23 protein-coding genes and 1 other annotated feature are annotated in these 22753 nt (G+C 45.3%); of the genes, 19 read left to right on the top strand and 4 right to left on the bottom strand.

What is annotated here, in order from left to right:
* The first annotated feature begins 186 nt into the window (after positions 1–186).
* Together yeiP and ACF8OV_RS17425 are read left to right on the top strand one after the other, a co-directional pair.
* Complete coding sequence (yeiP, locus tag ACF8OV_RS17430; RefSeq protein WP_005465079.1) at positions 187–753, top strand: elongation factor P-like protein YeiP; 567 nt, start codon at positions 187–189, stop codon at positions 751–753.
* Positions 754–755: 2 nt separating this feature from the next.
* Positions 756–1076 carry an HI1450 family dsDNA-mimic protein gene (locus ACF8OV_RS17425; protein ID WP_005465080.1) on the top strand — a complete coding sequence of 107 codons (321 nt, stop codon included), beginning with the start codon at positions 756–758 and terminating at the stop codon, positions 1074–1076.
* Positions 1077–1226: 150 nt separating this feature from the next.
* On the opposite strand, the gene rluB is transcribed toward ACF8OV_RS17425, so the two are convergent.
* Positions 1227–2165, bottom strand: a complete 939-nt coding sequence (rluB, locus tag ACF8OV_RS17420; RefSeq protein ID WP_005465081.1) for a 23S rRNA pseudouridine(2605) synthase RluB — start codon at positions 2163–2165, stop codon at positions 1227–1229.
* A gap of 343 nt (positions 2166–2508) precedes the next feature.
* Between rluB and ACF8OV_RS17415 the strand changes: the two genes are divergently transcribed.
* Positions 2509–3219, top strand: coding sequence for a calcium-binding protein (locus ACF8OV_RS17415; protein ID WP_023585313.1), 711 nt, complete (start codon positions 2509–2511; stop codon positions 3217–3219).
* Between the two features lie 89 nt (positions 3220–3308).
* Here ACF8OV_RS17415 and ACF8OV_RS17410 read toward each other — a convergent pair whose 3' ends face one another.
* Together ACF8OV_RS17410 and ACF8OV_RS17405 are read right to left on the bottom strand one after the other, a co-directional pair.
* Complete coding sequence (locus tag ACF8OV_RS17410; RefSeq protein WP_005465083.1) at positions 3309–3929, bottom strand: L-threonylcarbamoyladenylate synthase; 621 nt, start codon at positions 3927–3929, stop codon at positions 3309–3311.
* Between the two features lie 110 nt (positions 3930–4039).
* Positions 4040–4897: a PHP domain-containing protein gene (locus ACF8OV_RS17405; protein WP_005465084.1), complete on the bottom strand. Its 858-nt coding sequence runs from the start codon at positions 4895–4897 to the stop codon at positions 4040–4042.
* A gap of 95 nt (positions 4898–4992) precedes the next feature.
* On the opposite strand from ACF8OV_RS17405, the gene ACF8OV_RS17400 reads away from it, so the two are divergent.
* The 8 genes from ACF8OV_RS17400 (at position 4993) to ACF8OV_RS17365 (ending at position 12839) form a co-directional block, all read left to right on the top strand.
* Positions 4993–5118: a trp operon leader peptide gene (locus ACF8OV_RS17400; RefSeq protein WP_005465085.1), complete on the top strand. Its 126-nt coding sequence runs from the start codon at positions 4993–4995 to the stop codon at positions 5116–5118.
* Positions 5065–5168 (top strand) — a sequence feature (Trp leader region). (Overlaps the previous gene by 54 nt.)
* Before the next feature lie 125 nt (positions 5169–5293).
* On the top strand, positions 5294–6871 hold the full coding sequence (locus tag ACF8OV_RS17395) for an anthranilate synthase component 1 (protein ID WP_025501334.1): 1578 nt from the start codon (positions 5294–5296) through the stop codon (positions 6869–6871).
* Positions 6872–6876: 5 nt separating this feature from the next.
* Entirely contained in the window at positions 6877–7467 is a 591-nt protein-coding gene (locus tag ACF8OV_RS17390) for an aminodeoxychorismate/anthranilate synthase component II (protein WP_140295270.1), read from the top strand.
* A 19-nt stretch (positions 7468–7486) separates the two neighbouring features.
* Positions 7487–8485, top strand: a complete 999-nt coding sequence (trpD, locus tag ACF8OV_RS17385) for an anthranilate phosphoribosyltransferase (protein ID WP_021453300.1) — start codon at positions 7487–7489, stop codon at positions 8483–8485.
* 13 nt (positions 8486–8498) lie between these two features.
* A complete protein-coding gene (gene trpCF, locus ACF8OV_RS17380; RefSeq protein WP_031852165.1) occupies positions 8499–9938 on the top strand; it encodes a bifunctional indole-3-glycerol-phosphate synthase TrpC/phosphoribosylanthranilate isomerase TrpF in 1440 nt (479 codons plus the stop codon).
* Positions 9939–9978: 40 nt separating this feature from the next.
* Entirely contained in the window at positions 9979–11169 is a 1191-nt protein-coding gene (trpB, locus tag ACF8OV_RS17375) for a tryptophan synthase subunit beta (RefSeq protein ID WP_203504670.1), read from the top strand.
* Entirely contained in the window at positions 11169–11975 is an 807-nt protein-coding gene (trpA, locus tag ACF8OV_RS17370; RefSeq protein ID WP_029833649.1) for a tryptophan synthase subunit alpha, read from the top strand. The genes trpB and trpA overlap by 1 nt, the downstream gene beginning before the upstream one ends.
* Before the next feature lie 171 nt (positions 11976–12146).
* Entirely contained in the window at positions 12147–12839 is a 693-nt protein-coding gene (locus ACF8OV_RS17365; RefSeq protein ID WP_203504672.1) for a Crp/Fnr family transcriptional regulator, read from the top strand.
* A 118-nt stretch (positions 12840–12957) separates the two neighbouring features.
* Here the strand turns inward: ACF8OV_RS17365 and ACF8OV_RS17360 are convergent, their stop codons facing one another.
* On the bottom strand, positions 12958–14499 hold the full coding sequence (locus ACF8OV_RS17360) for a long-chain fatty acid--CoA ligase (RefSeq protein WP_203504674.1): 1542 nt from the start codon (positions 14497–14499) through the stop codon (positions 12958–12960).
* Between the two features lie 541 nt (positions 14500–15040).
* On the opposite strand from ACF8OV_RS17360, the gene ACF8OV_RS17355 reads away from it, so the two are divergent.
* From ACF8OV_RS17355 to ACF8OV_RS17320, 8 genes are all read left to right on the top strand, one after another.
* Positions 15041–16300: a dicarboxylate/amino acid:cation symporter gene (locus tag ACF8OV_RS17355; protein ID WP_021484952.1), complete on the top strand. Its 1260-nt coding sequence runs from the start codon at positions 15041–15043 to the stop codon at positions 16298–16300.
* A 155-nt stretch (positions 16301–16455) separates the two neighbouring features.
* Positions 16456–17637, top strand: a complete 1182-nt coding sequence (gene opaM, locus ACF8OV_RS17350; RefSeq protein ID WP_203504676.1) for an acyl-homoserine-lactone synthase — start codon at positions 16456–16458, stop codon at positions 17635–17637.
* Positions 17630–20182 carry a hybrid sensor histidine kinase/response regulator gene (locus ACF8OV_RS17345; protein WP_203504678.1) on the top strand — a complete coding sequence of 851 codons (2553 nt, stop codon included), beginning with the start codon at positions 17630–17632 and terminating at the stop codon, positions 20180–20182. Before opaM ends, ACF8OV_RS17345 begins: the two co-directional genes overlap by 8 nt.
* 95 nt (positions 20183–20277) lie before the next feature.
* A complete protein-coding gene (locus ACF8OV_RS17340; protein WP_005481662.1) occupies positions 20278–20520 on the top strand; it encodes a hypothetical protein in 243 nt (80 codons plus the stop codon).
* 221 nt (positions 20521–20741) lie between these two features.
* Positions 20742–21305: a septation protein A gene (locus ACF8OV_RS17335; protein ID WP_005481614.1), complete on the top strand. Its 564-nt coding sequence runs from the start codon at positions 20742–20744 to the stop codon at positions 21303–21305.
* Positions 21306–21462: 157 nt separating this feature from the next.
* Positions 21463–21858: an acyl-CoA thioester hydrolase YciA gene (yciA, locus tag ACF8OV_RS17330; protein WP_005459205.1), complete on the top strand. Its 396-nt coding sequence runs from the start codon at positions 21463–21465 to the stop codon at positions 21856–21858.
* A 115-nt stretch (positions 21859–21973) separates the two neighbouring features.
* Complete coding sequence (locus ACF8OV_RS17325) at positions 21974–22270, top strand: YciI family protein (protein WP_021453642.1); 297 nt, start codon at positions 21974–21976, stop codon at positions 22268–22270.
* 3 nt (positions 22271–22273) lie between these two features.
* Positions 22274–22666 (top strand): GspS/AspS pilotin family protein, encoded by a 393-nt coding sequence (locus ACF8OV_RS17320; RefSeq protein WP_015296982.1) that lies wholly within the window; start codon positions 22274–22276, stop codon positions 22664–22666.
* The last annotated feature ends 87 nt before the right edge of the window (positions 22667–22753 follow it).

Below are 22753 nucleotides of genomic sequence, written 5' to 3'. Positions count from 1 at the left end.
GGATTAAAAAGCGCGCTCAAAGTTTGTCAGTAAGATTGGCTTATGATCCCCTAGCCCCTATTCGGAATCAAGCCTAATCAAACGTTTAATCTTGATTCAACAATCACGATTAATTTTGGTGCCACACAACAAACTTAGCGCTATAATCAGCGAGTTTTGCTTAATAAGTATGAATAGGAATATACAATGCCAAAGGCAAGTGAAATCAAAAAAGGCTTCGCAATCGAGTCTAATGGTAAAACTCTTCTAGTTAAAGACATCGAAGTAACGACTCCTGGCGGTCGTGGCGGCGCTAAAATCTACAAAATGCGTTGTACAGATCTAACAACTGGCGCACGCGTAGACGAGCGTTACAAGTCTGATGACGTTGTAGAAACAGTCGAGATGAACAAACGTGCAGTTGTGTACTCATACGCTGACGGCGATGAGCATATCTTTATGGATAACGAAGACTACTCACAGTACACATTCAAACACAATGAAGTTGAAGACGACATGTTGTTCATCAACGAAGACACTCAAGGTATTCACATTATCCTTGTGGACGGTTCTGCTGTAGGTCTTGAACTGCCTTCTTCTGTTGAACTAGTCATCGAAGAAACTGACCCTTCAATCAAAGGCGCTTCAGCTTCTGCTCGTACTAAACCTGCGCGTTTTGCTTCAGGTCTAGTGGTTCAAGTTCCAGAATACATCGCAACTGGTGACCGTGTAGTTATCAACACTGCTGAACGTAAATACATGAGCCGAGCATAAGCATGTCTGATTTGATTTCTTACGACGACGTTATCGACGCAGCGTACGACATCTTCCTTGAAATGGCTCCAGACAATCTAGAGCCAGCTGATGTAATTCTGTTTACTGCTCAATTTGAAGATCGCGGTGCCGCAGAACTTGTTGAAACTGGTGAAGACTGGGTTGAACATGTGGGCTTTGAGGTCGACAAAGAAGTGTATGCAGAAGTTAGAATCGGCCTAGTAAACGAAGAAAATGACGTACTTGATGACGTATTCGCTCGTATGCTAATCAGCCGAGACCCAGAACATAAGTTCTGCCATATGCTTTGGAAGCGCGACTAACGCTCCTTCTCTTATGAATAAAAACACCAGCCTAGTGCTGGTGTTTTTTTATCTTCAAACATCACCGAAGATAGAAAACTGGCCTTTTTGCGTATAAGAAAAAGGCCTGCCAATTGGCAAGCCTTTCTGATTTTCGTTTTTCGCTCTCGATTAACGATGCTTATTGCGTGCACCTTGTTCGCCAGCATTTTTCTTTGGCTTACGACGAGCAGGATTGTTGCTGCGACCTTTAGACGTGCTTACACGTTCTTCATGGCGCTTAACCGCGCGGCGGATTTTTTGGCTGCGAGCACGTTCACGCTTACGTGACGTATTATCCTTGCTCAAATCTAGCATGGTTTCTTTCTCTGGGCGAAGTTCTACAAGCTCACGCAGATAGTTTACTTCTTTCAGATCCAGTTCCATCCAACCGCCACGAGGCAGTTTTTTGTCTAGGAAGATATCACCGTAACGAACACGTTTCAGACGGCTAACGGTACACTCTTGAGATTCCCATAGACGACGAACTTCACGGTTACGACCTTCGTTGATCACTACGTAGAAAGTGTGGTTCATACCTTCACCACCTGCGTAGACAACGTCTTCAAAGCGAGCTAAACCGTCTTCCAGTTCAACCCCTTTTACTAGATTACGAACTTTTTGTTCGGTTACTTCACCAAACACACGCACTAGGTATTCACGCTCAACTTGGCGACTTGGGTGCATTAGACGGTTTGCTAATTCACCATCAGTAGTGAAAAGTAGCAGACCAGACGTGTTTGCATCCAAACGACCAACAGAGATCCAACGAGAGCCACGAATTTTTGGCAGACGGTCGAAAACCGTGCGACGGCCTTCTGGGTCATGACGAGTACACAGCTCACCCTCAGGCTTGTAGTACGCAAGTACACGACAGATCACTTCTTCTTGAACCTTTGCAGATACAATGTGACCATCGATACGAACTACACTGCTCTCATCTTCCAGTCTTTCACCAAGTTTAGCGACCACACCGTTCACGCTTACGCGTCCGGATTTAATTAACGATTCGATCTCACGACGAGAACCGTGTCCAGCACGTGCTAATACTTTTTGTAACTTTTCGCTCATTTATCTACCTATGTGTCGTCTTCACAGACGTCGAGACCAGAATTGGCCTTCATTGTGCAAGTTACCCATGTAGATGGGATTTTTCGGTCGGTCATTATACGCGATTCTTGCATTTAATGTAAGTGAAATCCTGCTAATTCTCCGCCCACAATTTACCGTTCAAGACAAACTCTCGGCCCAACTTTTGTCCTACTAAGTATGAGATATTCCCATGCAGAATCGAACTATTATGGGTCGTTCCTATCCTCTTTCAAACGGTCTCAGCTGATAAAATTGTCAGGGTTATAACAACAATAACCCATTTAGCTTGCTGGCTATGGTAATCAGATAAAAGGAATAAAAAATGTCTAAGACAAATCTTGACCTAAATTGGATTTTTGGCACATCCGGAGATGACGATTTAACAGGAACAAAAGGCTCTGAAACCACCGACATCTTTTTCGGATTTGGCGGTAATGATAAGTTTGTAGGCTACGGCGGCAATGATTATATTTTTGGCGGCTGGGGAGACGACACTCTGCTAGGCGGTCGTGGCAACGATTTTATTTCTGGCGGTTTTGGGAATGACTTCATCTCAGGTGGTCTAGGTAATGATTCATTGTTCGGTGGATGCGGTGATGATGTTATTTTCGACTATTCAGGCAACAACTTCCTCAGTGGGGGCTGGGGTAACGATACGCTTGTGATCGGCGATGGCGAGTCAGTGTTGAGCGGGGGCTGTGGTGACGACACATTTGTCTTTACCAACCGTCTGGCGATTGGCGTTCCTGATCAACCGGTATCCTCCAATGACATTGAGATAGAAGCCGATGTTCTCGACTTTAATATCTTCCACGACAAACTGGTCTTTGATTTGGGTAAAGATACAGATGGTGATGGCATTCGCGATACTTTCCTAGATTCGGCGGATGATCTGACCCTTAGCTACAACGAATGTGGTTGGGCAGTATTCTCTAACGAAGAATACAACGTAGAAGTCACGCTAAATGGCGTTAATTCAGCTTACATAAACTATGCTGAACACCACGGTATCGACATTTTCGAATTCGCATAAGCTATCTTTACTCGGCGTAAAAACTGCTCAAGTATAAATAATGAAAAAGGAGGCTGATAGCCTCCTTTTGTTTATGTTGGTATTTCAACTTATTCGAATGGTGATGGATCGCCAGAACCAATTCGCACCACTTCTGGCTCACCTTCGCTGAAGTCAATCACTGTAGTAGGTTGCTCACCTAAGTAACCACCATTCAGGATCACATCAACTGCATGTTCAAGTTTGTCGCGGATATCTTCCGGATCAGACTCTGTCACATCGCTACCAGGTAGAATCAATGACGTTGACATCAATGGCTCACCCAGTGCTTCGAGAAGATCCAATGCGATTTGGTTATTTGGCACACGAATACCGATAGTCTTACGTTTCGCATTCATCAAGCGACGAGGAACTTCCTTCGTACCTTTGAAGATGAACGTGTAAGGACCAGGAGTGTTGTTTTTCAGTAGTCGGAATGCTCCGTTGTCCACGCGCGCATACAGAGAAATTTCTGACAAATCGCGACACAACAACGTGAAGTTGTGCTTATCATCTAAGCGACGAATCTGACAAATGCGCTCTAGCGCTTGTTTGTTCTCCAATTGGCAACCAAGTGCATACCCTGAATCTGTCGGGTAAACCACGACACCGCCATTACGAATGATTGCTACTGCTTGATTGATCAAGCGAGCCTGTGGGTTTTCTGGATGAACGTAAAAAAACTGGCTCATTGTAATTCCTCATTATCGAGCCTCTCGGCTCTATATTTTTTGTGGAGCTTGAATGCCGTCTTGTTGAGCATTATACCCAAGTCATTCTCGCTGAAACTAACGTCTTGACGTTACTTGGATACATCCAACGAAGGATCGATGCCCCAATCTTTCCAAACGGGTTCAACACCTGCAGGTAACCACAGGTTTCTGCCTAATTCCATCCAAGGAGATGGATAGTGAAAATCGCTGCCTTGAGAGGCTAATAGTTTGTATTGTATAGCATAATCAGCCAAGTTGCGTCTTTCTTGTTGTGCTTGCTGCGGTTGAGCAACTTCCATTGCATCTCCGTTAGCCTCAACAAACGCAGCTAGAAGACGCTTAATCCACTTTGCTGTCAACTGATATCTGCCCGGATGCGCCAATACCGCTTTACCACCAGCAGCATGGATAGCATCGACAGCCTCTTTCATTGAACACCAATTTGGCGGTACATAACCTGGGTTATTGCGAGTGAGATACTTTTTGAACACCATTTGCATGGTTTTCGCATAACCATTATCAACTAACCACTTAGCAAAGTGAGCTCGGGTAATCGGCGCGTCACCAGCCAGTTGCTGAACTTCTTCTAACACCCCTTCACGAGTGGCCTTTTGCAGACGAGAAGCGATCAGCTCAGAACGAGCCACACGATGTTGCTTTTGTTGCTCAATCAATGCCGCTAATGCAGGATTTTCAGGATCAATATTCAAACCAACGATATGGATATCTTTATTCTGCCAAACGGTTGATATTTCAATACCGTTAATGATTTTTATCGGCAAGTCGTTCTCTTCAACGTATTGTTTGGCACGCGCTAAACCGTCAACCGTGTCGTGATCTGTAATCGCCAAAACCTCGATATCAAAACCCAGTGCCCTATCCACTAAATCTTTCGGTTCTAATCGACCATCGGACGCCGTGGTGTGACTATGTAAATCAATTCTCATATTTTTGTCGTTTTAATGCTGTTTTGGGGTTGACTTTTTACTCTCGCACTAGTTAACTAGTACATAAATACAAAGCACGTAATTTAAGGCTCACTATGTTACAAGAATTTAACCAGAACCAAAAAGCGAAAGTTGCTGTTTGTCTTAATAAGACAAACTCAGCAGATCTTGCTTGGTGGCGCACTTGGACAAGTTCTTGGTGGGCTAACGTGTACTTCTAGTTTAGAAAAACAAACGTCATAAAGCCCGCTACTCAAGCGGGCTTTTTATTTTGTCGCCCAACTCACATTCAACTGCCTAAACATTAATCGGATATGACCAACTCTTGATTGGGAGAACGTTTGCTTTATGCGACTATGTACTGCAGGACGATTAAAACAGCTACAAGGAGGTCTTGTGAACAAGGCCATTGAAATTAAGAAACTTGGACAACTGGAAGTATTAAAAGCTTCTGTTCCTTACACTCAAGACCCAACCCGTCTGTTCCATACTATTTGTGAGAATAAAACGGATAGCTTGCTTTTAGAATCGGCTGAAATTGATTCTAAACAGAATCTCAAATCGCTGTTAATCGTCGATTCTGCGGTCCGCATCGTTTGTTATGGACATACCGTCAGCTTTCATGCTCTAACGGAGAACGGCAAAAACCTACTGACGCATTTGAATCAAAACGTACGTGGCGAAGTCGCAAGCCAATTTGACGGCGAAACACTGACTTTAGAATTCATCCAACCATGCGATACGATTGATGAAGATTCTCGTCTACGAGAAGCCTCTTCTTTTGATGCGCTTCGTTTGGTACAGCACAGTTTTGATCTTTCTTCGCAAGACAAACATGCCATTTTCCTTGGTGGCCTATTTGCGTATGACTTGGTGGCGAACTTCGAACCATTAGGAGACGCGGTAGCAACAAACCAGTGTCCGGATTACGTCTTCTATGTCGCGGAAACATTGCTGGTTGTAGATCACCAAACAGAATCCTGCCAACTGCAAGCAACATTGTTCGTTGACGGCTCGCAAAAAGCAGCGCTAGAAAGCCGAATCGAAGATATCCGAGCTCAATGCACATCGCCAAAGCGTCTTCCAGACGCAACGCAAGTGGCCAATATCACAGCTCAACCAAGCGTTTCGGATCCAGACTTCTGTCAAATCGTCCGTGATCTAAAAGAATTCGTGGTAAAAGGCGATATTTTCCAAGTGGTTCCTTCTCGTCGATTCACATTGCCTTGCCCTTCTCCGTTGGCAGCTTACAAAGAGCTAAAGCAAAGCAACCCAAGCCCTTACATGTTCTACATGCAAGACGAGCTGTTCACTTTGTTTGGTGCGTCTCCAGAAAGTGCGTTGAAGTATGAAACCGACACCAACCAAATAGAGATCTACCCAATTGCAGGGACTCGCCGTCGCGGTAAACGTCCAAATGGCGAAATCGATTTTGATTTAGATAGCCGTATTGAACTTGAACTGCGTAGCGACAAAAAAGAGAACGCTGAACATATGATGTTGGTAGACCTAGCTCGTAATGATGTAGCGCGCATCTCGCAAGCTGGTACTCGTCATGTTGCCGATCTCCTTAAAGTCGACCGCTATAGCCATGTTATGCACTTGGTGTCTCGCGTGGTTGGCCAGTTGCGCGATGACCTTGATGCTTTGCACGCTTACCAAGCTTGTATGAACATGGGCACGTTAACTGGGGCGCCAAAAATTCGTGCAATGCAACTGATTCGCGATGTTGAAGGTGCTCGTCGTGGCAGCTATGGCGGAGCGGTAGGCTACCTGACAGGAGAAGGCACGCTCGACACTTGTATCGTGATTCGCTCGGCTTACGTGGAAAACGGCATTGCTCAAGTACAAGCAGGTGCAGGCGTGGTATTCGATTCTGACCCTCAAGCGGAAGCCGATGAAACACGCGGAAAAGCTCAAGCGGTTATCTCTGCTATTCAAGCAGCGCATTCTCAACCTGCGAACAAGGAGTAGCAGACATGGCGAACATCGTATTTATCGATAACTTTGACTCGTTCACCTATAACCTTGTGGACCAATTCCGCTCATTAGGTCACTCAGTCAAAATTTATCGTAACCACATTCCGGCAGAAACCATCGAACAAGCAATAAACGAGCTCGAAAACCCTGTCGTTCTGCTATCACCGGGGCCAGGCGCGCCATCAGAAGCTGGTTCGATGCCAGAGCTGATTCAACGAATGAAAGGCAAAGTGCCAATGATTGGTATTTGTCTTGGTCATCAAGCGATTGTTGAAGCGTACGGCGGTACTGTCACTGGCGCGGGTGAAATCATCCACGGCAAAGTGTCGATGATGGAACACCAAGACCACGCAATTTATCAAAACCTGCCATCGCCACTGGCGATCGCGCGTTACCACTCTTTGGTTGCGACAAGAGTACCAGACAGCCTGACCATCACTGCCGAAGTCGACAATTTGGTCATGTCTGTTGTACAGGAACAAGATAAAGTTTGCGGATTTCAGTTCCACCCAGAGTCAATTATGACGACTTACGGCGCAACCTTGTTGGGCAACGCTATTGAATGGGCGCTTGAGAAAAATAACGCATAAGGAAATGGGGAGAGAAACTATGGAAGCAATCATCAACAAACTGTACGAACAGCAGTCACTGACTCAAGAAGAAAGCCAACAGCTATTCGACATTATTATTCGCGGCGAGCTTGATCCAATTTTAATGGCATCGGCATTAACAGCATTAAAGATCAAAGGCGAAACGCCTGATGAAATTGCCGGTGCAGCAAAAGCCCTACTGGCGAATGCGAACCCGTTCCCTCGCCCTGATTACGACTTTGCAGACATCGTAGGAACAGGGGGCGATGGTCACAATACTATCAATATCTCGACGACGGCCGCCTTTGTTGCAGCAGCATGTGGCCTAAAGGTCGCGAAACACGGCAACCGCAGCGTATCAAGTAAATCCGGCTCTTCTGACTTACTGGACTCGTTTGGCATCAACCTAGCAATGAGTGCTGAAGACACCCGCAAAGCGGTTGACGACATTGGCGTTGCCTTCTTGTTCGCGCCTCAATATCACGGAGGCGTTCGCCACGCGATGCCTGTGCGCCAAACCATGAAAACGCGCACCATTTTCAACATTCTTGGCCCGTTGATTAACCCTGCACGTCCAAACATCGAACTAATGGGCGTCTACAGTGAAGAACTGGTTCGTCCTATCGCAGAAACCATGCTACAAATGGGTATGAAGCGCGCCGCTGTCGTACATGGTAGCGGATTGGATGAAGTGGCCATTCACGGTACAACAACGGTTGCCGAAATCAAAGATGGCAAGATCACTGAATACACCCTAACGCCAGAAGATTTTGGTCTAGAGTCTCACCCGTTAGAAGCCATTAAAGGCGGCGACCCGGAAGAAAACAAAGCGATCATCACCAACATTCTGACGGGTAAAGGTACAGACGCACAATTAGGCGCAGTCGCGGTTAACGTCGCACTTCTAATGCGTTTATTCGGCCACGAAGATTTAAAAGCCAACACGCAGCAAGCGATCGAGGCTATGAACTCAGGCAAAGCTTTCCAATTGGTACAGCAACTTGCCGCGCACGCTTAAGGAGCAGATGAAGATGACTGACTTCAACACCCAGCAAGCAAACAACTTATCAGAGCACGTCTCAAAAAAAGAAGCAGAAATGGCGGAAGTGCTTGCCAAAATTGTTCGCGATAAATACCAATGGGTAGCAGAGCGAAAAGCATCACAGCATCTGAGCACTTTTCAGTCGGATCTATTGCCGTCAGATCGCAGTTTTTATGATGCATTGAGTGGCGATAAAACCGTATTCATTACAGAATGCAAAAAGGCATCGCCATCAAAAGGCCTTATTCGCAACGACTTCGATTTGGACTACATCGCGTCGGTTTACAACAACTACGCAGACGCGATCTCGGTTCTGACCGATGAAAAATACTTCCAGGGTAGCTTCGATTTTCTGCCTCAAGTTCGCCGACAAGTGAAACAGCCAGTGTTGTGTAAGGACTTCATGATCGATACCTACCAAGTTTACCTTGCTCGTCATTATGGCGCGGATGCGGTATTGCTCATGCTTTCGGTACTGAATGACGAAGAGTACAAAGCGTTAGAAGAAGCTGCGCACAGCCTAAACATGGGCATTTTAACGGAAGTCAGCAACGAAGAAGAGCTTCACCGCGCAGTTCAGCTTGGCGCTAAAGTTATCGGTATAAACAACCGCAACTTGCGCGACTTAACAACGGATTTAAACCGAACTAAAGAGCTTGCGCCAACCATTCGTAAGCTTGCACCAAACGCAACGGTTATTTCAGAGTCTGGCATTTACACTCATCAACAAGTTCGTGACTTAGCAGAATATGCAGACGGCTTTTTGATTGGCAGCTCGCTGATGGCGGAAGACAACTTAGAACTTGCGGTTCGTAAAGTAACGCTAGGTGAAAATAAGGTTTGCGGTCTGACTCACCCAGATGATGCGGCAAAAGCGTATCAAGCAGGCGCAGTATTTGGTGGTCTGATTTTCGTTGAGAAATCAAAACGAGCGGTCGATTTTGAAAGTGCTCGCCTAACCATGAGCGGCGCGCCACTTAATTATGTTGGCGTGTTCCAAAATCACGACGTTGATTATGTCGCCTCAATCGTAACGTCGTTGGGTTTAAAAGCCGTGCAGTTACATGGGCTAGAAGATCAAGAGTACGTCAACCAGCTCAAAACAGAACTACCCGTTGGCGTCGAGATTTGGAAAGCCTACGGCGTGGCGGATACAAAGCCATCCTTGCTCGCAGACAACATTGACCGTCACCTACTGGATGCTCAAGTTGGTACTCAAACTGGCGGCACAGGCCACGTGTTCGACTGGTCTTTGATCGGCGATCCAAGTCAAATCATGCTGGCAGGTGGACTGTCGCCTGAAAATGCACAGCAAGCAGCAAAATTAGGCTGCTTGGGATTAGATTTAAACTCTGGAGTAGAAAGCGCACCGGGGAAAAAAGATTCACAGAAGTTGCAAGCCGCATTTCACGCTATTCGCAACTACTAAAGTTATTCGCAGTTATAAAAATACGAGAAGGATTATCAAAATGGCAAAACTGAATGCCTACTTTGGCGAATATGGCGGTCAATACGTTCCGCAAATTCTAGTTCCAGCACTTGAGCAACTAGAGCAAGCGTTTATTGACGCGCAAGAAGATCCAGAATTCCGCAGCGAGTTCATGACGCTCCTTCAAGAGTACGCTGGTCGCCCAACGGCACTGACTCTGACTCGTAACCTAACCAAAGGCACAAAAACAAAATTGTACCTAAAACGTGAAGATCTGCTTCACGGCGGCGCACACAAAACCAACCAAGTACTTGGTCAGGCGCTACTTGCGAAGCGCATGGGTAAACACGAAATCATCGCAGAAACAGGCGCAGGTCAACACGGTGTAGCAACTGCACTTGCGTGTGCACTACTTGGCCTCAAGTGTCGAGTTTACATGGGTGCAAAAGACGTTGAACGTCAAAGCCCGAACGTGTTCCGCATGAAACTAATGGGTGCAGAAGTAATTCCTATCCATTCAGGCTCAGCAACACTTAAAGATGCTTGTAATGAAGCGCTGCGTGATTGGTCAGGCAGCTACGAAGACGCACACTACCTTCTCGGTACAGCAGCAGGCCCTCACCCATTTCCAACTATTGTGCGTGAGTTCCAACGCATGATTGGTGAAGAGACTAAAAACCAAATTCTGGCGCGTGAAGGTCGCCTACCTGATGCTGTTATCGCCTGTGTGGGTGGTGGCTCAAACGCGATTGGTATGTTTGCAGATTTTATCGAAGAAGAAAGCGTTCGCCTGATTGGCGTGGAGCCAGCAGGTAAAGGCATCGATACGGATCAACACGGTGCGCCACTTAAGCATGGTAAAACAGGTATCTTCTTTGGTATGAAGGCACCATTAATGCAAGATGAGAATGGTCAGGTTGAAGAGTCTTACTCTGTTTCAGCAGGTCTAGACTTCCCTTCTGTTGGTCCACAGCACGCACACCTTAACGCTATCGGTCGCGCTGAATACGACAACGTAACGGATGATGAAGCATTAGAAGCATTCCAAGAACTAGCTCGCAGCGAAGGCATCATTCCTGCACTTGAATCTTCTCATGCTCTGGCACATGCACTGCGCATGGCTCGTGAGAATCCTGAAAAAGAGCAATTACTGGTTGTTAACCTATCTGGTCGTGGTGACAAAGACATCTTCACCGTACACGCCATCTTAGAAGAAAAAGGAGTAATCTAATGAGCCGTTATGAGAAGATGTTTACACGCCTAAACGAGAAAAACCAAGGCGCATTTGTACCATTCGTGACGGTTTGTGATCCAAACGCCGAGCAATCGTACAAGATCATGGAAACACTGGTTGAATCTGGCGCTGATGCGCTTGAACTTGGTATTCCGTTCTCAGACCCATTGGCGGACGGCCCAACAATTCAAGGTGCCAACATTCGAGCGTTAGATTCGGGTGCAACTCCGGATATCTGTTTTGAGCAAATCGGAAAAATTCGAGCAAAGTACCCAGACCTACCAATTGGTCTATTGATGTACGCCAACCTTGTATACTCACGCGGTATTGAAAGCTTCTACGAGCGCTGTGCAAAAGCGGGCATCGACTCCGTTCTCATTGCAGACGTTCCGACTAACGAAAGCACAGAGTTCGTAACCGCGGCAGAGAAATTTGGAATCCACCCAATCTTTATCGCACCACCAACGGCAAGTGACGAGACACTAAAACAAGTTTCTGAATTAGGCGGCGGCTACACTTACCTGCTTTCGCGCGCGGGTGTGACGGGTGCAGAAACCAAAGCTAACATGCCAGTTGACCACATGCTTGAAAAGCTAAACCAGTTTGATGCACCACCAGCGTTACTAGGTTTCGGCATTTCTGAACCAGCACAAGTAAAACAAGCCATTGAAGCGGGTGCTGCAGGTGCAATTTCGGGTTCAGCAGTCGTAAAAATCATCGAAGCACACGTAGAGCAACCGCAAATCATGCTCGATAAGCTTGGTGAATTTGTCTCAGCAATGAAAGCGGCAACTCAAAAGTAATCGACACCACAAGCTAAACACTGCAAACGCTCATTGATTCTCGTTAATGGGCGTTTTTTATCAACTTGATTGCAAACCTCGCAATGCTCTCACTTCCAACCGTCTTTTAAAGAAGCGAATCCATAAAGTGATAACATGCCATTGTTCAAACCTGTTTTGTAAGGTACTGACATGGAAGATATCAAATCGTTGTTGCTGCAATGCCCTGTTTTAGCCGGTTTGCCAGTGGAAGGAATAAACGAAGCAGTACAAATCGTTCGCGCACGACACTTCGACGAGAAAGCACTCATTTGCAGCAAAGGCGCGCAGCACTCTTCATTGATGGTGATCGCCAATGGATCTGTACGCGTTAACTCGATAAGTTCCAAAGGAAAAGAAGTCACCTTGATGATTTTCGAAACCGGAGGATGGTTTGGCGACAATGTATTTTCACCCGGCATGCCACGCATTTTCGGAGCAACAGCTCATACCGACGTAACCCTATTAGAGCTACCTGGCGATAAATTTCGGCAGTTGTTAGCCAAATATCCACAAAGCTACCCTGTGATTCTGGATTTGCTCAGCCGCAGATTATGGTCAGCTATTTCCGTTATCGAAGACGACGCCATTCGCGGTATAGAAGAGAGGATCGGCAGACGGTTATTACTTCTGGCAGAATATCAACATAACCGTCCTATAAGTGCCCAGTCTTGTGTAGTGAAAGTGACTCGTGAGCACATCGCCAACATGATGGGGCTAACACGACAAAGTGTTCATAAGGTACTAAAGAAATTGGAAAACTCGAACATTCTTAGGCTGCAATACGGCAGTATTACCATATTGAATCCGCTGAAAATGGAAGCGTATCTCAAACAGTTGGAATAGTTGTAGATGCAAACACGTCTTTGGTCTAACCGGCGTACTCAGCCAAAACGACCACCAGCCAATACCATGTAGATCAAACAAAAAGCCAGCGAGAGCTTCGCTGGCTTTGACATCATACTTATGCGACTTCGAGTTCCGATTTTAGCTCTCTCTTTAAGATCTTGCCCGTAGCACTCATCGGTAACTGTTCACGAATTTCGACAAACCTTGGGTATTTGAAATTGGCTAACTGCTCTCGCCCCCATAATTGCAGCTCATCGGCTTCGACAAATTGATTTGGTTTTAGTACCACGTAGGCTTTGATCTCTTCGCCATATTCTTGATGCGGAATACCTATCACGGCCACCATCGCTACCGCAGGATGCGTCATGAATACTTCTTCAATCTCACGAGGATACACATTGAAGCCACCTCGAATGATCAGGTCTTTCATCCTGTCGACAATAAACAGATTACCCGACTCATCAAATCGCCCGACGTCACCAGTATGGAACCAACCACTTTGCAACACCGATTCCGTCACTTCTGGGCGATCAAGATAACCTTTCATGACGTTGTGCCCGCGCACAATAATTTCGCCTTCCTCACCGACAGGGAGAGCATGACCGTCAAGATCAACGACTTTCACCTCAACACCTTGAATCGGTTGCCCGACAGAGCCCGGCACTCGCTCTTGATCAAGGTGATTAAAACACGCTATCGGACTGGTTTCGGACAAGCCGTAACCTTCTAGAATTGGTACATTTAATCGTGCTTCAAAGGTTTTAAATACTTCTGTCGGTAGTGACGAGCCTCCACTAATGGCTACTCGTAGCGACGAAATATCGCAATTATGTTCAACATGCAGCAAACCAATGTACATCGTAGGCACACCGGCAAAGAGCGTCACTCGGTGCTTTTCGATCAGCTCCAACACATGTTTCGGATCAAATCGAGGTACTAAAACCAAAGTTGCACCGCTTTGCACGCTAGCATTGAGATGCACGGTTTGACCGAATGTATGAAACAGTGGCAACGTTACTAGATGAACATCATCAGCCTGACTCGCCATGATGTTCTGAGCCACAAGCGCATTCATTACAATGTTTTGCTGCGTGAGCTCTGCTCCTTTGGGCAGTCCCGTTGTGCCTGATGTATACAAAATCACACAAGTGTCATCCGCATCGCGAGCAACGTAATCCGCCAAAGGTTCAATATCTTCTATAAAAGACGTCAGTGTCGGTAAACCTTGGTACTCTTTTTGCGTTTGATCTTGCGTCATTACGATCATCGTTTCACACGCATCCACCTCTTTAAACGCTTTCATGCCTTCTTTCGCCATTGGCAGTTCGGGCGTTCCTTCAAAACAGAAGTAAAACTTCGCTTTCGAATCTTCTAGGTGGTATTTGATTTCTCTAGATTTGAGCAACACGTTCAGCGGAACGGTAACGGCACCCGCCTTCTGAACCGCAAAATAAACGAAAGGAAAGAAAGGCAAATTCGGGCACGATAACGCCACTCGGTCTCCCGGTTTGATGCCCGCTTTAATCATCGAAGTCGCGATCTTACCCGCAATCGCGTCAAATTCTGCGTATGTGAATTTTTTATCACCACATATCAAAGCCGTTTTATTCGGTTTACTTGCAGCATTTCTCTGCAAGGCAGCAGCAAGGTTCATCATAATGGCTTACCCTCTAAAACTTTGTCATTTTCATTGTTGTTCGTGAATTCCTTTAAGAGAGTCACGCATCATGGGCGACTAGGAGGCTTGGAAAAGCCACACCGCCTTTTGTTAACATTACATTTACAAGATTTAAAAACGCAAGAATGTAAAAAATTTAACATTCAGATACCCGCACGAACCAAAATGTGAGCGTGTTAGCTAATTATTGTTATAAATATCAAACCAAAAAACCAAAGCCCTTCCTCAACTCCGCCGTTGAACAAGCCATTAACATTAACCTAATTTCAACAAATGTGATTTATAACTCAAGAACACATCGAGATACAGAATTCATACATTAAGCAGATGGCAATCGTTTGCTATCGTGCAAAAAATTAGCACCCGTCAATGAAATATCGATTATTTCATCAATAAGCTTCTGCTGCATATTGCCAATTGTGAACGATACGTGTAAAAAGCAAGGCGAGATAATTATCCATAAAACAATTACAGGCTGGTGGGTAATTTTAGGATTTTACATTTTATTAGCACAGAGGTTATGGAAGTGTTAAAACAAAAGAGTTTGCTAAACAACATTGGCGTGCAAGTCGTCATTGCAATGATCGTGGGTACTGCCGTTGGTGCTCTAATGGGTCATGATGCGACTGTATTCGCGCCATTAGGTGCTATCTTTATCAACCTAATCAAGATGCTGGTAATCCCATTGGTTGCTGTTGCTTTGATTTCTGGTGCTGCTGGTCTTGGTAACAGCCAGTCTGCGGGTAAAGTTGGCTTGGTAACATTGGGTTACTTCGGTTTAACTTCGGCTCTAGCAGTTGCATTGGCTCTGTTTATGGGTGAAGTATTCCAACCGGGCATGGGCATCGACGTTTCTGGCGTAGAAGGCATGTTCTCGGCAGAGTACGCTTCAAAAGGTGAACTACCTACTTTCTGGGCAACCATCACTGGTATGATCCCAACCAACGTTTTCCAATCACTGAATGAAGCGAACATCCTACAGATCCTAGTATTTTGTATGTTCTTTGGTATTGCGATTTCTAAGCAAGCGAAAGAGCGTCGTGAACCAATCATCAATGGCGTGAACTGCATTGTTGATGCAATGGTTTGGATGATCAATAAAGTGATGATCATTGCACCTATTGGTGTTTTTGGTCTGATGGCAGAAGCCGTAGGTACGTTCGGTTTTGGCGCACTCATGGTTGTATTCAAACTGTTCGTTGTTTACGTTGCGGCAATCCTTGTATTTGGCTTTATCGTATACCCTGCAATGGTGCATGTTTTCACTAAGACATCAGCGAAGAAATTCGTGTCTGCAATGAAAAAACCACAAGCAGTTGCACTATCAACAGCGTCGTCAATGGCGACACTGCCTGTCACTATGGATACGTGTGAAAAAGAACTTGGCGTGAAAAACTCAACTGCGTCATTCGTTCTGCCTCTGGGCGCGACCATCAACATGTCTGGTAATGCGATTTACTACGGCTTGGTGGCTATCTTCTTTGCACAGCTGTTCAACATCGACCTAGGCATGGGCGCTTACATCGCGATCATCGTGACTTCAACACTAGGTGCGGTTGGTCAAGCTGGTGTTCCAGGCCCTTCTTTCCTAGTGGTAGCAGTACTACTAGCGGCGGGTATCCCAATTGAAGGTCTGCCTCTACTCTTCGCTCTTGACCGTATCTTCGACATGATTCGTACGGCTCTAAACATTACTGGTGATGCAGCATGTGCGGTCATTGTTGATGCTTTAGTAGAAGAAACTGCCGCTGACGCGGAGTTACAGAAGCAAGAAGCTTAGTTTCCTAACAAATACTTAAAAGCCGCTCAAAAGAGCGGCTTTTTTTTTGATTCTTTGCATTACGTAACCATACAAATAGAAACTAATAGCATAATTTTTCTGAAGTGATATAACGCCCGTACTAACTATAAAAAACGTCAGATCTAGGTTGTATCATGAGTCTTAAGCTGTCTTTGGTTTCGCTTTCCAATACAGATTTGCCTATTGAAACAAAACAACAGGCACTGATCGATATTGTTCTTCGCTTCCTCACACCACAAGAGAGAGCCTCTCTCTTTGAGTCCATCACTCATCAACGAGAAACGAACTTGCTGGCACGCTATCCTGAGTACCAGTCCAAAAGTCTTTCTGTCTTGTTTGAGTTAATGGATTATCGAGATTTGGTTCGACTGCATCCGAACAACCTACATGACGACGTCTATCTACTTGAATTAACCGTAGCAGAGTGCTTCCCTCATTGGTTAAACTTTTGGTGCGCTTGCGAAATCGAAGCCATCAAACAGAAATACTCGCTTGAAAACCGCGAGCCAGCGACTGAACTCTCCTTCGAAGACGCCTCTTACTCAGCAATGCTCATTGATGATATTTCAGAGTCTTCAATGCGCGTTCAACTGCCCAGCTACCCAGTGGCAATGACCTTGAGTGACGCAGTTGCGCTGAGTAATTTGGAGCTCTTCGTTCAAGGAGAAAAGTGGTATGAGATTTTGCCCTTGTTGTCACTTTCTCAGAAAGGTAAGCACTTTATTCTGCTCCAAACTCAGACAACTCCGGTGTTGGTCGCATCAGCGCTAATCCAAGACTGGAACCAACGTAACACTTGGCTAAGTTATGCGCCGCAGTTTAACAGTGAAAAATGGCGATTCTGTCTACCTCTGCACGGCTATCAAGAGCTTAATCGTCTTGATATCTTGGCAAGTGACCTCGTTACAGACTATGGTTCTTTAACAGTGTTTGATCAGGCATTCCAAACACACATAACTAAAACAGAGACGGTATGCGAAGTGCTGCGTCTTACTGTGAGCGGCAGCGTTCAACACAAGCTCTACTTCTTATATCTTGCACAAAAAGAGCTGATGAATGTGCTGTTTCAGTCAGGCTACAAGGTTGGGTTCACCATTATAGAACAAGCGTTCATGTTAAATTTTTATCAATCTATTGATTCTAAAGCCTACTTTCATTCAGGATACTGCGACATTAACGGTGACGGTATTAATACGTACCGGGGCTTCTGGAATTTTGAATCGATGGTAGACACCTTTAAACGCACAGACTTTCGCGATTATAAACGCCGTATTCGAGTAATCAGACAAAATACGCAGGTGAATGAACATGCTTGATATAGGTCTTAGTGGCCTACTCTACCCGAAAGCCATCACACTGTTTGCTACAGTGGCCGTAGTTCTCGTGTGGCTGCTGTACTACTGCTATCGCCTTAAACAAAAGAACGAAGTGATCTTAGGTTCGTACCACGCGCCTTATATCGCCTATTCGACATGCATTATTATTTGGATTAGCAGTAACGCCTACTTCCATACCGATTTGCTACCTCTGCTTGGGTCAGAGGGCGGCATTTTCATGGCGAAATTAGCCAACGTAGCTTCCTTCTTCGCATTTGCTTTTGCTTTCTACTTTTCTTGCCAGCTCGCCGCAGAGCAGAAAAAAGGCAAAGTAAAACTGTGGCAACAAGGCATTTTTGTTGCGCTGACGGTTTATTCTCTGGTCATCAATTTACGCCCGAACCTAACCGTTGAGAATGTGCTGATTGATGGCCCTAGCCAATTTGTGATTGAGTTTGGCCCTCACACTTCTTATTTCTTCATGGGATTAGTGACCTTTGTCGTTATGACACTCACCAACCTCATTAGCATGCGCGCAAACAGCAGTAAGCTCTCTATAGCGAAGAACAATTACATGATCGCAGGGATCTTAGTATTCATGCTGTCTACGGCTGTCATACACCTAGGCATGACCTACTTCCTTGGGGATTTCTCACTAACGTGGCTGCCACCAGCGTTATCCATCAGTGAAATGCTGTTTGTTGGTTACGCGCTGCTTACATCGAGATTCTACAGCGCCAAATACCTTGCTTATCTGACGATCAGTGTGCTTTTTGTGTGCACCATTTTCGTCCTGCCATTAGGTGCGGTATTTATTCCAATGTCTGAAGACAATCAATGGCTCATCTCAATTCCGATTTGCGCCTTGATTGGCATCACTTGGCACTTGGTCTACAAACGCGTTAGCCGAGTCGCATCGTTCTTTATCTACGGCAATCGACAAACACCAGTACAGCAGATCTTAGCGTTAGAAGAAGAGTTTAAGCGCTCAATCGACGATGCCGTGCATCAGTTGAGCACATTACTCAACATACCCAATGACAAACTTCAGCTCGTAACCAGTAACTACACCGAAACCTTCTACGAAGATTATTTACACAGCAATGATTCGGTTTTGGTGCTCGACGAACTCTCTGAAAGGCTCGACGAAAAACCGTCTTCAAAAGGCTCAATCAAAGCTCTGTATGAACGCATGAGATCGAGTAACACGGCACTTGTTATGCCACTGTTTGGCCGTGAAAAGTCAGTTTCACATTTGCTGATTTCTTCACACAAAAGCGATAACAAACTGTTTTCGAACGAAGAGATTTCAGCACTACAAACATTGTTGATCCGCGTACAAAATACGATTGAGTCTGATAGGAAGATTCGTCAAAGCCGCGCGTTAGCCAACTCGATCGCCCATGAAATGCGCAACCCACTGGCGCAAGTTCAGCTTCAATTTGAAGCGCTGAAACAACACATTGATAGCAATGCATCCGATGACAAGATCAGAAGCGATATCGAAAAAGGCCAATCAGCAATTCAGCGCGGACGCCAACTCATCGACATCATCTTGCGCGAAGTCAGCGATACTTCTGCTGTGCATGAGCCCCTTTCGCTCACCTCGATTCATAAAGCGGTGGATCTTGCGGTGAGTCGATACGGTTTTGAAAACGAACACATCATCGAAAGGGTGAAACTTCCGACTCAAAACGACTTTGTCGCCAAAATCAACGAAACTCTGTTTAACTTTGTCATTTTCAATTTGATTCGCAATGCGATTTACTATTTTGACTCCTATCCCGATAGTCAAATTGAAATCAGAACCCTCGTCGGCCCTTATGAAAACACGCTTGTTTTCCGCGATACAGGGCCTGGGATTGATGACAGCATCGTACACAAAATCTTTGATGACTTTTTCTCATTCCAGAAAAGCGGCGGTAGCGGACTTGGCTTGGGTTACTGTCAGCGTGTGATGCGTTCTTTTGGTGGTCGAATTGAGTGTAAATCGGTAACTAATGAGTTCACTGAGTTTTATCTGCATTTTCCGGTTGTGCCAAATGCACCGAAAGTAGAAACGCTTCGAACGCCAAACTTTTACAACTGGAATCAGAAAGTCAAAACCAAACCAAGTCCAGAACCTGTCGTACAAATCAACAAAGATGCACCAACTGTGCTCATTGTCGATGATAAAGAGGTGCAACGTACTTTGGTTCAAATGTACCTAAACCGACTTGGCGTCAATAGTTTACAAGCCAATAACGGCGCAAATGCGGTGGAACTGTTTCAATCACATCAGGTCGATTTGGTGTTGATGGATGTTCAAATGCCGGTAATGAATGGGTTTGATGCCAGCGAAAAAATCAAGCAGAGCTCCCCAACTACGCCAATCATCGCCCTGTCTGGTGAATCTGGAGAGAAAGAGCTCGAGATGATTGCTAAGTTGATGGATGGTCGTCTGGAAAAGCCGACCACACTCAACGCATTGCGTGATGTACTGGTGAGATGGCTTCATTTAGATAAAATCAGCGTAACGAACAGTTATCAAATTGCGAATGAATAGTTGGCATTAAAACTGCTTAACTGAAGTACAAACCGAATTATCCAGAGCGTTGAGCTTGCTGTTATGCAGTCAGGAAGCTTGATAAGGAGATGGCTATGTTACTTCACCGACACACATATTACGGCTTGATTCATCACGGAATAAAAGCACTATTGTTAGACAGAATCGGACGCTACACCGAGGAAGAGTATCACCAATATTTGAGCCTAATGACAGGCAAATCAACTTGCTTCACCATGACGCATGAAGAGCTAGAAGCCACCGTCGATAACTTGTTGAGAGAAGGCTATTTGGAAGACGTAAAGTCTCTGATTTCTCAATACCAACGTGTGGCGTAGGAAAAAATCGTTTAGCACTCGAGCCATGAGTCAAGCCTACAGAAGCTCACCAAGCTATCTGTACTAACGAGCAAGATTTCGCCTTTTTAGATGCCTTAAACATATCAATACATTGCCGCTCATTGAGCGGCAATTTTTTATCCAAATCCCCTGAGCTATTCACATTACGCCAGATTCCGCTAGACTGTCAGCAACTCAACAACTCGGTAGTTTTTGGCAACATGAAGCAAATCCTTGATTTTATTCCTCTCATTATCTTCTTCGCTCTATACAAGATGTACGACATCTATGTAGCGACTGGAGCACTCATCGTTGCAACAGCAGTTCAACTTATCGTGACCTACGCGCTGTATAAGAAAGTAGAGAAGATGCAACTGATCACGTTTGTCATCGTCACGATATTCGGCAGCATGACCATTTTCTTCCACGACGACAACTTCATAAAATGGAAAGTCACTATCATTTACGTGGTGCTTGCAGTTGGTTTAACCGCCAGCCACTTAATGGGAAAATCGGTCGTCAAAGGCATGTTGGGTAAAGAGATCACGCTACCTGACGCGATTTGGGCGAAGATAAACTGGGCATGGGTAGGCTTCTTCTCATTTTTTGCAGGCCTAAACATTTACATCGCTTACGAGCTACCTCTGGATGTTTGGGTTAACTTCAAAGTATTTGGAATGCTGATCGCCACCTTCGCCTACATGATTGCTACTGGTGTCTACATTTACAAGCACATGCCAAAGGAAGAGAAAAATAACTCCTCCGATGTCTCGGTTGATGATTAAAAACTCAATTTTGCTATAATCCGCGCAAATGTATTATTCACAGCGACCTTCGGGTCGCTGTTTTGTTCAACGGACCAATAATTACTGCATTAGTATTCTTATTGGCACACCATATTTGCGCTTTTTTTGAGCGCCCTTGAAGATTTAGGATGTCACTATGAGCCAAGAATTTAACTCTCCGAAAGGCCAGCTTCTGCTTCGCACCCTTGCAATGCCCGCTGATACAAATGCAAACGGCGATATCTTTGGTGGTTGGATAATGTCTCAACTTGACTTGGCGGGTGCGATTCTGGCGAAAGAGATCTGTTCTGGTCGCGTCGTTACCGTTTCTGTTTCAAGCATTACATTTAAAAAACCAGTCAGCGTAGGTGACGTGGTTTGTTGTTACGGCGTGTGTAAGAAAATCGGCCGTACATCTATGAGCGTTGACCTAGAAGTTTGGGTGAAACCAGTGAAAGTAGACGGCATAGAAGATCGTTTCATGGTTTGTGAAGCAACCTTTAACTATGTAGCCATCGACAGTGAAGGCAAACCACGTCCAGTGCAAAGCTAAGTCGTCATAAAATCGAATTGCTAGGAAGAATCTCACATTTTCTATTGTTCACTTGTGAGAGGTTCAAAAAAGACGTTAAATTAACACTTTACCCCACCAATTAAGGAACTATGCTATGTGGTACGTCATCTTTTCTCAGGACGTCGAGAACTCATTGGAAAAACGTATGGGCGTTCGTCCTCAACATTTAGAACGCTTGCAACAGCTTCAAGATGAAGGTCGTTTACTTACTGCAGGTCCAATGCCAGCGATCGACTCTGATAACCCAGGAGAAGCCGGCTTTACTGGTTCGACAGTCATTGCTGAATTTGCCTCTTTGGAAGATGCCAAAACATGGGCTGACGCCGATCCTTATGTGGCGGCGGGCGTTTACGAAAACGTGATCGTAAAACCGTTCAAAAAAGTGTTTTAAGTTATGAAAAAATTACTGTGTCTCTTCCTCGCCTTTGGTGCATTGGCGGGTTGTTCATCAAACAATGACAACCAACGCCAACTTGAATTAATGGCGTCTAACCGTGCTGGTGTCTTGTCTGCCGGACTGCCGTTGGAATACGGTCCGCTGCAAATCATGCGTGTTTCTTCTAACAAGAACGTGGTAGAAATGATGATGATTTACAACGACGATGCTTTAGGTGCGAAACCATTAAACCAAGTACTGAATACCAGTATTTATACATACTGCAATACGCCGTCGGTAAGAGAGCAAATTGATATGGGTTTGATGTACCGATTGAAAGTGCGTAACTCACGCGGCCAGTTAATTGCTGATGAATTGGTTTCAGAGCAAACCTGTAGCAAAATCAAATAGTCACAGTAATTTGCTTGTCGCTCAAGCCCGACGACAACGAGAGCTGTCGTTAGTGAGCTAGGCGGACATTAAATAAAAGACGCAAAA

This window comes from Vibrio sp. GLN_1 (assembly GCF_043106015.1).
Classification (GTDB): Bacteria; Pseudomonadota; Gammaproteobacteria; order Enterobacterales; family Vibrionaceae; genus Vibrio; species Vibrio parahaemolyticus.
The sequence above is the reverse complement of the archived record's forward strand: the minus strand, read 5'-3'. Positions and strand labels throughout refer to the sequence as shown.